This window comes from Nocardia sp. NPDC056952, from assembly GCF_042674185.1.
GTDB lineage: Bacteria > Actinomycetota > Actinomycetes > Mycobacteriales > Mycobacteriaceae > Nocardia.
In genome coordinates this window covers 1,501,501-1,515,352 of sequence record NZ_JBHURA010000001.1, presented here as the reverse complement: position 1 = coordinate 1,515,352, position 13,852 = coordinate 1,501,501, and the positions used below count along the sequence as shown (strand labels likewise).

12 protein-coding genes are annotated in these 13,852 nt (G+C 67.4%); 6 read left to right on the top strand and 6 right to left on the bottom strand.

Annotated features, from left to right (window positions below):
- Positions 1-224: 224 nt before the first annotated feature.
- A complete protein-coding gene (locus ACFTS5_RS06920; protein WP_378628150.1) occupies positions 225-1,826 on the bottom strand; it encodes a sigma-54-dependent Fis family transcriptional regulator in 1,602 nt (533 codons plus the stop codon).
- Positions 1,827-2,020: 194 nt separating this feature from the next.
- Between ACFTS5_RS06920 and ACFTS5_RS06915 the strand changes: the two genes are divergently transcribed.
- The 4 genes from ACFTS5_RS06915 to ACFTS5_RS06900 all read left to right on the top strand — a co-directional run bounded on the left by ACFTS5_RS06915 (position 2,021) and on the right by ACFTS5_RS06900 (position 5,836).
- Entirely contained in the window at positions 2,021-2,899 is an 879-nt protein-coding gene (locus ACFTS5_RS06915) for a helix-turn-helix transcriptional regulator (RefSeq protein WP_378628148.1), read from the top strand.
- A gap of 123 nt (positions 2,900-3,022) precedes the next feature.
- A complete protein-coding gene (locus ACFTS5_RS06910; RefSeq protein WP_378628146.1) occupies positions 3,023-3,226 on the top strand; it encodes a hypothetical protein in 204 nt (67 codons plus the stop codon).
- Between the two features lie 146 nt (positions 3,227-3,372).
- On the top strand, positions 3,373-4,509 hold the full coding sequence (locus ACFTS5_RS06905) for a lactonase family protein (protein WP_378628144.1): 1,137 nt from the start codon (positions 3,373-3,375) through the stop codon (positions 4,507-4,509).
- A 112-nt stretch (positions 4,510-4,621) separates the two neighbouring features.
- The gene (locus ACFTS5_RS06900) at positions 4,622-5,836 is read left to right on the top strand and encodes a CoA transferase (RefSeq protein ID WP_378628143.1); all 1,215 of its coding nucleotides are present in this window, start codon (positions 4,622-4,624) and stop codon (positions 5,834-5,836) included.
- A gap of 135 nt (positions 5,837-5,971) precedes the next feature.
- Here ACFTS5_RS06900 and ACFTS5_RS06895 read toward each other — a convergent pair whose 3' ends face one another.
- Positions 5,972-6,706, bottom strand: a complete 735-nt coding sequence (locus ACFTS5_RS06895) for a nitroreductase (protein WP_378628141.1) — start codon at positions 6,704-6,706, stop codon at positions 5,972-5,974.
- A 2-nt stretch (positions 6,707-6,708) separates the two neighbouring features.
- Entirely contained in the window at positions 6,709-7,881 is a 1,173-nt protein-coding gene (locus tag ACFTS5_RS06890; RefSeq protein ID WP_378628139.1) for a CaiB/BaiF CoA transferase family protein, read from the bottom strand.
- Between the two features lie 282 nt (positions 7,882-8,163).
- On the opposite strand from ACFTS5_RS06890, the gene ACFTS5_RS06885 reads away from it, so the two are divergent.
- Positions 8,164-9,645: an aldehyde dehydrogenase gene (locus tag ACFTS5_RS06885; protein ID WP_378628138.1), complete on the top strand. Its 1,482-nt coding sequence runs from the start codon at positions 8,164-8,166 to the stop codon at positions 9,643-9,645.
- A gap of 26 nt (positions 9,646-9,671) precedes the next feature.
- Positions 9,672-11,066 carry an MmgE/PrpD family protein gene (locus ACFTS5_RS06880; protein ID WP_378628136.1) on the top strand — a complete coding sequence of 465 codons (1,395 nt, stop codon included), beginning with the start codon at positions 9,672-9,674 and terminating at the stop codon, positions 11,064-11,066.
- Positions 11,067-11,133: 67 nt separating this feature from the next.
- Here the strand turns inward: ACFTS5_RS06880 and ACFTS5_RS06875 are convergent, their stop codons facing one another.
- The 3 genes from ACFTS5_RS06875 to ACFTS5_RS06865 all read right to left on the bottom strand — a co-directional run bounded on the left by ACFTS5_RS06875 (position 11,134) and on the right by ACFTS5_RS06865 (position 13,837).
- On the bottom strand, positions 11,134-11,352 hold the full coding sequence (locus tag ACFTS5_RS06875) for a hypothetical protein (protein ID WP_378628134.1): 219 nt from the start codon (positions 11,350-11,352) through the stop codon (positions 11,134-11,136).
- A 105-nt stretch (positions 11,353-11,457) separates the two neighbouring features.
- Positions 11,458-12,675, bottom strand: coding sequence for an acetyl-CoA C-acetyltransferase (locus ACFTS5_RS06870; RefSeq protein ID WP_378628133.1), 1,218 nt, complete (start codon positions 12,673-12,675; stop codon positions 11,458-11,460).
- A 13-nt stretch (positions 12,676-12,688) separates the two neighbouring features.
- Positions 12,689-13,837 carry an acyl-CoA dehydrogenase family protein gene (locus ACFTS5_RS06865; RefSeq protein ID WP_378628131.1) on the bottom strand — a complete coding sequence of 383 codons (1,149 nt, stop codon included), beginning with the start codon at positions 13,835-13,837 and terminating at the stop codon, positions 12,689-12,691.
- Between the last annotated feature and the right edge of the window lie 15 nt (positions 13,838-13,852).

Sequence of the window (13,852 nt, the reverse complement as noted above, 5' to 3'; positions counted from 1 at the left end):
CGCTCGCCCCCTACGCGAGCGGGGCTTTTCGTCTCCCCCTGATGCGACCCCACGTTCGCCAGCCGACGCTGACGACAGTAGTGAGTGGAATCGGAGAGAAATGTCCAATTTTCTGGACACTACGAATTATATTGCGGCGCAGCGTAATACTGAGGATGCTGCGCCCATTTGTGCGACCCACAGCGCAGCATGTGCTGCGCGATCCGTGCGCGGAATCTGTCCGCTCACCCGATACGCAATGCCCTGATCCGGTTGTAGAGCGTCGAGCGGCTCACGCCGAGTGCGCGTGCGGCCTGGAGCTTGTTGCCGCCGGCGGCCTCGATCGCGGCCATGATGACCTCCCGCTCCGCTTCGCGGATCGGGGAGCCGGGTGCTTGGCCGCCGCGGTGGGAGGCGGGCAGGTCGGCGGGGATGATGTCACCTGCCGATCGCACGGCCGCGACTACTTCCACGACTCGGCGCAGCTCGGCGAGGTTGCCTCGCCACGGCTGCGACGCCAAGATCCGCATCGTCTCGGCGGTGAACCGGGTCCTGGTGTGCCCGGCGACATCGGTCAGGATCTGCTGGGCCAGGCCGGGGACCTCGTGCCTGCGCCTGCGCAGCGGGATCAGTTCTCTGCGGTCGTTGCACAGGGCCGGTACCGCGGCGTGGATGTCGTCGAGGTGTTCGCCGGGAGTCGACGTCAGGACGACGTTGCGGGTCGTTTCCCGCAATCGCTGGGCGAGCAGTGCCGTGAGCTGCGGGGAGAGCAACTGGATGTTCTCGACAACCACGGCGGGTCCGTCGCCCCACAGCGCCTCTCCTAGCTGGGCCGCCCAGACACTCTCGCCCGCGAGAACGATGTCGGTCGCGTCGAGGGTGACAGCGCCAGGACCCGCGATGTTGTGCGCCTCGGTAGTCCGGCCTGTGCCGGCTTCACCGACCACCAGCAGCGGCCAGCGCGGCACGTGGGCCGATAGCGAATTGCCGCGCCGGACAACGGATTCCTGTGTGATGTCGACGAGCACACCATCGGCTCCGTCGATCGGCGTACAGACCAGGCGCACCTCGCGTCCGGAGGTCAGCGCGAGCTCGTGGCTTTCCTGCGATCCGATCGGCACGGATTCGGCGCACGCGCGCACTGCGGCGTGATCGGCGGGTTCGAGCAGGTCGACGGCGGCGGGTGTGGCCAGAACCAGGCCCTCACCGATGACGACGACGGCGCGCCCCCGGCGACCGACAGCCGCTTGAAAGGCACTCATCAGCCGGCTCTGGGCGCGCGGCGAATCACGCTGGAGCCGCTCTTCGATGTCACGGACCATGCGCCGGGCCAACAGCGACGACAACCGGTAGTCCGCGCCGGTTTTCGAGCCGATGCCGAGTACACCTTCGAGTCGCCGCGTCACCGGATGGAAGATCGGGTGGCCGTAGCAGGTGAACCCCCGGAACACCGTCAGATAATGCTCGTCGGCACGGACGAGAAGGCTTCGCCTGGTTTCCAGCGGGGTGCCGAGGGCATTGGTACCGATCCGGTCCTCACCGAGCTGGACGCCGGGCACCAGACCGAGGTCGCCGATCGCGTGGCGCATCGACCGCGCGGCGCCGTGGATGTCGACCAGCTGGCCGGCGTGATCGGTGAGCACCAGGGCTACCTGAGTGCCCTCGAGTTCGCCCGCCACCCGCCGCAGCACCGGATTGGCCGCGCGTGCGAGATTGCTCTCGGAGGTACGGGTCACGAGGTCGAACGGCGGCAGCGCGTCTCGGCGCACGCCGTTCAGTCGCGATCGGGCCCACGACGACTCGATGTCCGGTCGAGTCGTATCTCCGTGAACCTGCAACACAGTCATGGACACTGAACACCACCTTCTCCCGACCGCGTGGAGATGCGGTCGACGATCGGTCCTGTGACCGAGCACACTTGTATTTTATACACAATATCTGTTGATTTCCTGCAGCTTTGTCCGATACGGCTGTTTTTTTCGCCGGCATAGGAAGGATTTGTCCCAGGCACGCCGGGCATCAGCAGGCATATCGTGGGGAAATGACAGACAGAGCGCCCCACCTTCGAGAACTGGGCGGATTCCTCAAAGCCCGGCGCGGCGAGCTGACCCCGCAGGACGTGGGCCTCACCGTGCACAGCGCCTCCCCGCGCCGGGTCACCGGCCTGCGCCGCGAGGAGGTCGCCGACCTGGTCGCGATCAGCCACGACTACTACACCCGGATCGAACAGGGCCGCCTCGCTCCGTCGGAGCCGGTACTGGATGCTCTGGTGCGCGCCCTGCGTCTCGACGACGCGCAGCGCGACTACATCGAGAATCTCGCTCGCCGGTCGGAGCGCCGCCCGGCCAAGCGGGGCCAGAAGACCGTGCGTCCACAGCTGCAGCGCCTCTTGGATCAGCTCACCGAGACGCCCGCCCTGGTGTTCGGCCGCTACCTCGAGATCCTTGCCTGGAACCACCTGGCCGCGGCATTGATCGCGGACTTCGGACAGATGTCGCCGCGGCAGCGTAACTACGTGCGGATGGTCTTCACCGATCCCGCGATGCGCACCCTCTACGACGACTGGGAAGGCGTTGCCCGCACGTGCGTCGCCATCCTGCGCATGGACGCGGCGGCCAATCCGACCGACCCGCAACTGACGGCGCTGGTCGGCGAACTCTCCATTGCCGACGAACAATTCCGGCAATGGTGGGCAGCGCGCAATGTGGCTCGCCAGGAGTTCGGCTCCAAGACCCTGCACCACCCGGATGTCGGTGAGCTGACACTGAATTGGGACACCTTCAGCTATTCCGGCGACGCCGAACAGCAGTTGGTCCTGTGGTCGGCCGACGTGGGCACGACCTCACACGAGAAGCTACGCATCCTCATGTCCTGGTCGGCGCCGGTTCCCGAGCGAAACCCAACCGAACACGCAGGCTGAGCCGGACCGCCGTCGACTCTTCCCGGAGTGGCGGAAAGTTCAACTGTGCGTAAATATATTATGTTTAATGTTCCTACCGCCTCGCCGTCCGAGGACCCACCACCAGATACCCGGAGCGAAGTAGTGTCAGCGCCCATCAACACCACCGTCCGCGAACTCCTCGACTACTTCGGACAATGCGGCGCGTGCGGCTATCCGGCGTCGGCCTCGCTGCTGACCCAGCACTACCCCGACGGCTCCACACACCACGAGGTCGTAGCGACCTGCGGTCTACCTTGCGGCTGGCGCGCACCCGTGTCGATGCGCAGAATGACGGGCTCCCCCTAGCCCGTGTCCGAGTTCTTGGACAGTCATCGGATCGAATCCTTCCTACATTCGAACGACCAGGGGGCCGAGTCCGCGCACTCCGGTGCCGCGCGCGGCGTCGCGTCGCGGCGAGCCGGGAGCAGCGCTCCGTGCCGGAAGGAACGTCGATGACGACATCCACAACACCCGAGAAAGCGTTCGCCCAGCGGACCAGGAATACGGCGGTCGCGCTCGCGGCGGCGCTGCTCAGCGCAGGCTGGATGGCCCCGGCAGCGGCCGCACCGGGTGGCGACGCCCAATTCCTCCTGGTCGGCGGCACGGTGAGTGGTGACGTGACAGTATTGAGGGTGGAGCCGAGCGGCGGGCTGACCAAGGTCGGCCAGACGCCGGTCGGCCTCGGCATCCTGTCGCTGGCGCTCGCGCCCAACGGGCACGCTGTCTATGTCAGCCAGGCCGCCGAACAGCAGGTCACCGGCTACCGCATCGACAACGCGGGTGCTCTGCGCCCGATTCCGGGCGCAGAGGTCGAGATCGACGGCGGTGCACCGGTCACCTCGACCCTGTCCGCCGACGGCACCCTGTTGTTCGTCGCCGTCGGCGGCGTGCCCGGACATATCAGGACCTATGCGGTCGATCCCACCGGCGCGCTGACGCATACCGCGTCGATCTCCGTACCCGGATTCAGCGCCATCCCGATGATCCGCATCGACCCGGACGGCCGATTCCTGCGGTTCGTCAGCCCCTTTGACAGCCTCGTGTCCAGCTTCGCCATCGGCGCGAACGGTGAACTCACCTCGATCGGCGCTCCGGTTTCCGGTGGCATGCTCCCAGTGAACCCCAGCTACACACCGGACGGCCGCTTCGTCTATGTGAGCAACGAAATGGGCGGCAATATCTCCGGATATGCGATCGGGACAGACGGGCACCTCACTCCCACGCCCGGATCGCCCTATGCCAGCGGACTCATGCCGCACGGCGCCGAGGTGACCGCCGACGGCAAGCGGGTGTATGTGCCGGTGGTCGCGGGCGGTGGCGTCGCCGGGTACTCCATCGCGGCGGACGGCGCACTGACCCCACTGGCCGGATCCCCCTATCCAGCACCGTCGGGCTCGGGGCCCGGCACGGTGGTGCTCAGCGATGACGAGCGGCACGTCTACGCGGCCGACGTGCTGACCACCGGCGTCACCACGCGCGTACACACCTTCGACGTCCAGCCCGACGGCACGCTGACCAGGTCAGCCCTGCCGTCGGTGGACACCAGCACCATCCTCGGCGACGGCCCGATCATGGTCCTGACGCCCTAGGCTCCCGGCTGTCAGATATATTATATTTCACACAGAGGAGCGGTCCGCCGCAGACGAAGGAGAGCGCGATGCACAAGCCAGGTCCCCTCGATCATCCCGCGGTGGTGCGCGCGTGAGCGGGCAGCCCCTGGCGGGCTTGCGGGTCGTCGAATTCGCCAGTTTCGTGGCGGGGCCCTCGGCCGGGATGACCCTCGCCCAGCTCGGTGCGCAGGTCATCCGGATCGATCCGCTCGGCGGTGGACCCGACTACCGCCGGTGGCCGGTGTCGAAGCACAACGGCGAGAGCCTGTATTGGAACTCGCTCAATCGCGGCAAGCGATCGGTGGCAGTGGACGTGCGCAGCGAGGAGGGCCGCGAACTGGTCCTCGCCCTGGCTACGGCACCGGGCGCGGACGCGGGCATCGTCGTGGACAACGCTGTCGGCCGCCCGTGGTTCTCCTACGAGGCACTCGCGGCGCGGCGCTCGGACGTGATCAAGGTGCATATCGGCGGCAGAGCGGGCGGCGGCCCAGCGGTCGACTACACGGTGAACACCGAGGTCGGCGTCACCGATCTCACCGGGCCTGCGGACTCGCGCACGCCGGTGAATCACGTTCTGCCTGCCTGGGATCTGGTCGCGGGCATGACCGCGACCACCGCACTGCTGTCGGCCCTGCACCGGCGAGAACGCTCAGGCGAGGGCGCGCACCTGCAGATCGCGCTGGCCGACGTCGCCCTGGCCGGCGTCGCGAATCTGGGGTGGCTCAGCGAGGTACGCGAACGCGGCGACCGGCCGCGTCACGGCAACTACATGTACGGCTCGTTCGGTGCCGACTTCGTCACCGCCGATGGTGGGCGCGTCATGGTCGTCGCTCTCACGCCGCGTCAGTGGCATGCGCTGTGCACCGCCACCGGGACGGCGAAGGTGATCGCCTCGCTCGAGGAAACACTGGGAGTGGACTTCGCCGACGAGGCACACCGGTACGTGCACCGTGAGACCATCGCGGCGGTCATGCGTCCCTGGTTCGCCGGTCTGAATGTCGATGACGCGGGCGAGGCGCTCACCGAGGCAGGTGTGCTCTGGAGTCGCTACCGGCAGATGAGCGATGTCGTCGCCGATTTCGAGGCAAGTTCGGGCAGTGCTGTGCTGACCGAACTCGACCAGCCCGGTATCGGACCGGTCATCTCGGCGCGCAGTCCGATCCGCGAGGACAACGACTACGGCCCGGTCGACCCGGCCTCGGCACTGGGTGCCGACACCGACCAGGTCTTCGCCGAGGTGCTCGGCCTCAGTGACAGCGAACTTCACCGGCTGCGCTCCACCGGGGTCTTCGGCAGCACCGGATAGCCGTCGGGGCGCCACGTCGAATACGACAGTGGCCGGGTCGGTTGCGCGGTACTTCGTTGTACCGACGCAACCGACCCGGCCACTGTCTTTCGATACCGACCGAGTTCGCCTCGACCTCGACGCGAACCGGACGGACTACTCGCTACGCCAGGTCACGACCTCGTTCAGTGGCGCCCGCGCGGTGCGGTAGCTGTTGGCGGGATGGTCGACGGCGGCGTAGCCGAAAGAGATGCCCGCCAGCACCTTTCGATCCTCGGGAATGTCGAAGTAGTCCCGGATGAAGGCCGAGCGGCCTGCCAGCGCGGCCTGCGGAATCGTGGCGATTCCCAAGCTCGTCGCGGCGAGCAGGAAGGTGCCGATGTAGAGGCCGCTGTCCACGGCGCCGTACACACCCTGCTCCGCCGCGGTGGTGACGATCGCGACGTGCGGTGCGCCGAACAGCCGGAAGTTCTCGAAAGCCTGCCGCGCCGACGCCGCACGATCACCGCGTTCGACACCCACGGCCTCGTACAGTTGCCAACCGGTCGTGCTGCGGCGCTCGCGATACACGCCGCGATACTCCGCGGGCGGGGCGAAGTCGAATTCCTCTCCGAGCTCACCGCCCTTCCCCGCGGCGTAGTCGGCCAGCGCAGCCCGGAACCGCTCGGTGCCCTCCCCTGTCGTAACGATCACCTGCCACGGCTGGGTGTTGCACCAGGACGCGGACCGCTGCGAAAGGCTGAGTAGTCGCTCGATCGTCGGCCGTGGCACTTCACGCGATTCGAAGGCCCGGCAGCTCCACCTGCTCGACAACAGCTCGGCCACCACAGCCGATCTGTCCGCTATCGGAACAGGTTGCGCCACAGTGCTCGTCGTGGTCGCGCGCGCCACGGTCAGTCCTCCACCGAGATCACGCCCGCGGCCAGGAGTTCGTCGATCTGCTCCGCGGAGTAGATCTCACTCGCGACGGAGCGTGTGTCGGCGCCGACGCGCGGCGCCGCGCCCGGACGGTCCGGCCGCTCACCTTCGAAGCGCCACGGCGGTCGCACGAGCGCGAGCCCGTCGTCCTGCGGCTCGATCATGCGCAGCCAGTCGACCTGTTCGTGTTCGACGTAGCCGGTCATCGACAACACCGGCGCGAACGGCACATCCTCGGCGGTCAGGACCTTCTCCCACTCGTCGAATGTGCGGCGCTCGAACTCGGCGGCGACGAGTGGCACCAGCTCGTGGTAGTTCGCCTCGCGCGGCCGGTACTCGGCGAAGCGCGGGTCCGCGGCGAGATCGGTGCGGTCCATCGCCCGGCACAAAGCCTGCCAGAACTTCTGCGACGAGGACAGATGGACGGCCAAGAACTCCCCTGACGCGGTCCGCACACAAAAGTTCTGGGCCTGCGGATGCCTGCTCTGGCGGGTGGGATCGGCGCCGAGCTCGAATGCCTGGCTGATGCCGTCGGCCGCGAGCACGCTGACCGCCTCCATGATCGAGGTCTCCACGTGCTGCGACTGCCCCGTCCGCAATCGACCGACCAGTGCGGCGAGTACACCCGCCGCAGTGCTCAGCCCGGTGACCAGGTCGGCGCTCAGACCGCCGGTCAGCTGGGGGTGGCCCTCGTCGCCGAAGAGCGAGTAGAGGCCGCCGAACGCCTGTCCGATGGTGTCGTAGGCGGGACGGTTCGCCAGCGGTCCACCGTTGCCGAAGCCGGTCACCGAGCCGTAGACGATGTCGGGTCGCAGCGCGCGACAATCCTCGGGCCCCAGCCCCATCGCCGCGACCTTGCCCGGACGGAGGTTCTCGAGCACGACGTCGAAGTGCGGCACCAATGCCTTCACCAGCGCGATGCCCTCGGGGGTCTTCAGGTCGACGGCGAGACTGCGCTTGCCGGTGTTGTACTGCCGGAAGTACGGGCTGGCGTCGTTCTGATGGCGCCGGAAGTCCTCGCCGACCACCGGGCGCTCTACCTTCACCACTTCGGCGCCGAGCGCGCACAACATCGACGTGGCGAACGGGAGCGCGATGTAGCCCCCGATCTCCAGGATCCGGATACCGTCGAGCGGCCTGTGCTGCATAGCCTGTCTCCCTCTTCTCACTGGCTCATATTATATATTATCTCTACGCAGTGGTGCCACCGGTCACATTCCAGCGGGATCGGCGGGCATGCGTGAGCCAGGTAACCGACACGATAGGCATAGTGGCGGCGGACACAGAAACTTCCGCCGATGGCCTCGGCTATATCATATACTTTACATTAGCTGGGTCACACGGCGCGATCAGAATGCCCTCAGTAAATGTCGCTGACCAGGCAATTCGCACCCGGCACACGATCGCCGACTAAGACGATAGGTCGACCAATGAGTGTTCAGACAGAGTTGTGGCAGGGACAGTTCGACAAGCTGTTCATCGGCGGCGAGTGGGTAAAGCCGTCGTCGGAGGCGACCTTCGAGGTGATCGCCCCCGCCACCGAGGAGGTGCTGGCTCGAGTCGCCGAGGGCACCGAAGCCGATATCGACGCCGCCGTCGCCGCCGCGCGCACCGCGTTCGACTCCGGCCCGTGGCCCCGCATGGAACTCGCCGAACGGATCGCGGTGCTCACCCGTGTCAGTGAGGCGCTCACCGCGCGCCAGGACGAGGTGGCCAGGCTGATCAGCGCCGAGATGGGTTGCCCGATCACGCTGTCGACCAGGATGCAGTCGATGGGCACCCGGATGCTGCTCGACGCGTTCCTCGAACTCGCGCCGCAGTACCAGTGGTCCGATATCCGCCGATCCGTGACCGGCAACGCACTGGTCACCCGCGAACCGGTCGGCGTCGTCGCGGCTGTGGTGCCGTGGAACGCACCGCTGCAGATCGCCATCATCAAGCTCGCGCCCGCACTGCTGGCCGGGTGCACCGCGATCCTCAAGCCGTCGCCCGAGACCGCGATGTCGGCCTACCTGCTCGCGGAAATCTTCGAGCAGGCCGGTCTGCCCGCGGGTGTGGTCAACGTAGTCGTCGCCGGTCGCGAGGTCAGTGAGCACCTGGTCCGCCATCGCGGCGTCGACAAGGTCTCGTTCACCGGGTCGACCGCCGCGGGCCGCCGGATAGCCGCCATCTGCGGCGAAGACCTGCGCCGCGTCACCCTGGAGCTCGGCGGCAAGTCCGCCGCGATCCTGCTCGATGACACCGCTCTCGACGTCGCGGTACCCATCATCCGGGCGCTGTCGCTGCGCAACACCGGGCAGGTCTGCAGCAACAAGACCCGCATCGTGGTCGCCCGTTCACTGCGCGACGAACTCTACGACCGGCTGCGCGAGATGGCCGTCTCGATGCCGGTGGGCGATCCGTTCGATCCGGCGACCGAGATCGGCCCGCTGGTGAGTCGCGGCCAGCGCGAGCGCGTCGAGAGCTTCATCGCCGACGCACGGGCGGACGGCAACAAGGTGCTCGTCGGCGGCGGCAGACCCGAGGGCCTCGATCGCGGCTGGTACGTGCAACCGACGATCTTCGCCGACGTCGACCCCAACGCGAGGATCGCCCAGGAGGAGGTGTTCGGTCCCGTGCTGACCGTGCACACCTTCGACACCGAGGCCGAGGCGATCGAGATCGCCAACAATTCCGACTACGGCCTCAACGGCTCGGTCTTCGCCGCCGACCCCGCGCATGCGCTGGCCGTGGCCCGCCACATCCGCACCGGCACAGTCGAACTCAACGGCACCCCCGCCGGCTTCTTCGCTCCGCTAGGCGGCTTCAAGAACAGCGGCATCGGTCGTGAAGCGGGCCTCGAAGGCTTCGACGCCTATGTCGAGTCCAAGTCCTACGGCCTCCCGCAGTCACTGCTGGACACGCTGGCCTGACGTTCGCATACCCCGAAAGGTCTTTCATGCCTTCCCTACCCCCACTCGAGAACGCGGTCGCCCAGCTGGTCACCGGACTCGACTACGACTCGATCCCGGCCGACGCGCTCGCGGGCGCGCGCCGACTGATGCAGGACCAGCTGGCGGTGCAGATCGGCTGTGCCTCGCTGCCGTGGAGCCGGGCCGTGCTCGAGCTGACCAAGGCCTCGCACGCGCCCGGCGCCGCTCACGTCACGGCGTCAAGTGACGAAATGAGCTCTGCCGACGCGGCTTTCGTCAACGCGACCTACGGGCACGGTTTCGAGTACGACGATGCGCATCGTTCCAGTTCCAGTCACCCCGGTAGCGCGGTGGTCTCGGCGGCCATCGCGGTCGGCGAGGAACTCGGGGCGTCGATGGGCGAGGTCATCACCGGCATCGTGGCCGGCTACGAGGTCTACACCCGCATCGGCATCCTGGCCGCGCCGCAACTGCTCGAACGCGGTTTCCACCCACACGGTCTGCTGTCGGCCTTCGGCGCCGCGGCGGTGGTCGCAAAGATGCGCGGCTTCGACGTCGAACGCACCGCGCACGCGCTCTCGATCGCGATGAGCCACAGCTCGGGCACCACCGAATACACCTCCTCGGGCGGCTCGGTGAAGCGGCTGCACTCGGGTATCGGAACGCGCAACGGCATTCGCGCCGCGGAGATGGCCGCCGCGGGCATCACCGGCCCGACCACGTTCCTCTCCGGTGGCAAGGGTTTCTACCGCACCTTTGTCGGCAGGCCGGTCGCCGACGACGCGGCCGAGCTGTTCGCACCGGATGCCTCGTTCGAGATCACCCGCGTGTGGGTGAAGCCCTACTGCTGCTGCGGCATCAACCACGCCTACATCGACGGGGCCCAGCAGCTCACCGCCCGGGCGGCCGACGTCGAATCCGTGCGCCTGGGCATCCAGTCCGGCGGCGACGTGATCATCGGCAACCAGAACGCCAACGCCTACGCCCCCCAGATCATCGAGCACCTGCAGTACAGCCTGCCGTTCCAGTTCGCCCTGGCGATCCTGGGCCGCGGCAACGGTTTCCGCGCCCACCACGACTTCATGGCGGGCCGCCTCGATCTGGGTGAGGGCAGCGAGGTCGCCGCCATGGCGCGGCGGGTGAAGATCGAGGTCGATACCGAACTCGACGCCGAATACCCTGGCCGCTGGGTCGCCGACATCACCGTCGTCTACCACGACGGCACCACCGAACACATCTTCGTCGACAACCCGAGCGGCACCGCCGAAAACCCCATGACCCCCGCCGATCTGGACACCAAGTTCCGCGACCTGACCGTCGCCGACATGGGCGCCGATCGCAGCGAAGCCTTGCTCGCCGCGATCACCACCGGCGGCCCCACGACCCCGATCGCCGAGTTCGCCGCACTGCTGCGTCTCTGAAACGACCGAAGCCGGCTCGGACCTTATCGCCTCAGGGCGATTCAGGTTCGAGCCGGCTTCAGCTTTCTCAAGGCAGCAAATACAAGCGTTCGTTCGGCAGTCGGGGCAGGTCGGTGTAGTGCGCCGCCGCCACCGTGACATCGCAGAGGCGACGGCGGGCCACGTCTTGGACGAACACCATCGCTGCTGTCAGGCAGGCCACGAATTCCATACGCATGGTGGCAAATTGGACCATCAGGCGAATGTCGGGCTCTTCCGGACACGGTGATTGCTTGTCGTGCTTCATGGTGTGCTGACTTGCTTCATAGGATCACGTTCGACTTTCGAGTAAATGGCTGTGCCCCGGCGGGCCTGTTCGGTTCGCCGGGGCACAGTCGGTGCCTGACGGTGATCAGGCGGTCTCGAAGGTGGCGGCCATCCCTTGGCCACCACCGATGCACATGGTGGCCAGGCCACGGCCACCGCCACGACGACGCAGCTCGTGCAGCAAGGTGGTCACCATGCGCACGCCTGTGGCGCCGATCGGGTGGCCGAGGGAGATGCCAGAGCCGTTGACATTGAGGCGGTCGTGGTCGCGCCAGTTCCAGCCCTCGAGGACTGCGAGGACCTGCACGGCGAAGGCTTCGTTGACTTCGACCAGGTCCATCGAGTCCAGCAGCGACACCGTGTCGCTACCCTGGCGCGCGGCGAGTTTCGCGACGGCGGGTACCGGACCGATACCCATGCGCGAGGGCTCGCAGCCCGCGGCGGCCCAACCGGTGAGGTAGCCGATCGGCTCCAGGCCCAGGGCGTCGAGCTGGTCCTCGGCGACGACGAGAAGCCCCGCTGCCGCGTCGTTCTGCTGGCTCGAGTTGCCCGCGGTGACGGTGCCGCCGGGGGTGATCGTGCGCAGCTTCGCCAGCGTCTGTGCCGTGGAGTCCGGGCGGATGCCCTCGTCGGCGGCGAAGACGACCGGGTCGCCCTTGCGCTGCGGCACCGTCACCGGCACCACCTCGTCGGCGAAACGGCCCTCCACCCACGCCGCGGCGGCACGCTGATGGCTACGGGCGGCGAAGGAGTCGGCCTCTTCGCGCATCAGACCGTAGTCCTGCGCGAGGTTCTCGGCGGTCTCGATCATCCCGGAGATCTTGCCGAACCTGGCCTCGGGCTGGGAGCGCTCGCGGCCGCGGTCGAGCCGGTCGAACAGCTGCACGGTGCCCGCGCGCGCACCCCAGCGGGTGCTGGTCGAGTAGTACTCGATGCGGCTCATCGATTCGACACCGCCGGCGAGTACGACATCAGCTGCTCCGGTCTGCACCATCATCGCCGAGGTGGCCAGCGCCTGCAGGCCACCACCGCAGCGGCGGTCGAGCTGCATGCCGGGCACGGTGATCGGCAGTCCGGCGTGCAGGGCGAGCCAACGTCCGACGCAGGGCACCTCGGAGCTGGCGTAGGACTGGGCGAACACGACGTCGTCGATGCGTTCGGGATCGATACCCGAGCGCTCGACCACGGCTTTGACCACGGTGGCGCCCAGGTCTTCGACCGCGACGTCACGAAGTGAGCCGCCGAAGGTGCCGACGGGGGTACGGGTGGGGGCAACGATCGCGGCCCGGCGCAGAGTTGACATCTTCTGACTCCGATCAGATCGCGTTGCGCGCGATGAGCTGTGCGGCAATGACATTGCGCTGGATCTCGTTGGTGCCCTCACCGACGATCATCAGCGGCGCGTCGCGGAAGTATCGCTCCACGTCGTATTCCTTGGAGTAGCCGTAGCCGCCGTGCACGCGGATCGCGTCCAGTGCGATCTGCATCGCGGTCTCGGAGGCGAACAGCTTGGCCATGCCCGCTTCCATGTCGGCACGCTCCCCCGCGTCCAGCTTCTGGGCCGCGTCGAGGGTGAGCAGCCGCGCCGCGCGCTGCTTGGTCGCCATGTCCGCGAGGAGGTTTCCGACGGACTGGTGCTTCCAGATCGGCTTGCCGAAGGACTGGCGCTCCTGGGCGTAGCGCACCGCGGAGTCGAGCGCGGCCTGGCCGACACCCAAGGCACGCGAGGCCACCTGGATTCGGCCGACCTCGAGGCCGCGCATCATGTGACTCCAGCCCAGGTTGGGCACGCCACCGAGGATGGCGTCGTCGCCGACCTTGCGGCCGTCGAACACCAGCTCGCAGGCTTCGACGCCGCGGTAGCCCAGCTTGGGCAGCTTCTTGGAGATGATCATCCCGTCACCGGGCTCCACCAGGATCACGCTCATGCCCTTGTGGGCGGGCTTGGCGTCGCGATCGGTGATGCACAGCAGGCCGATCAGACCGGAGTGGGCGGCGTTGGAGATCCAGGTCTTGGAACCCGAGATGGACCACTGGTCGCCGTCGCGCACCGCGGTGGTGCGCATGGCTTGCAGGTCACTGCCGCCCGCGGGCTCGGTGAGTGCCATCGTCGCGCGGATTGCGCCCTCGGCCATCTTCGGCAGGTACTTCGACTTCTGCTCGTCGGTGCCGAAGGTCTTGATCAGGTAGCTGATCACCGAGTGGCCGCCGATGGCGCCCGCCAGGCTCATCCAGCCGCGCGCCAGTTCCTCGGTGACGCCGGCGAAACAGGCGGTGCTCACGTCGACACCGCCGTATTCGGCGGGCACGAGCAGTCCGAAGAAGCCGAGCTTCTTCATCTCCTCGATGAACTCCTCGGGATAGATGTCGTCCTCTTCGAACTCGCGCACGCGGTTGCGGACCCGCTGATCGACGAAGTCGGCGACCAGATCGACCATCTGCTGCTCATCGGCTGTGAGGCTCATGCCTACCCTTTCCTA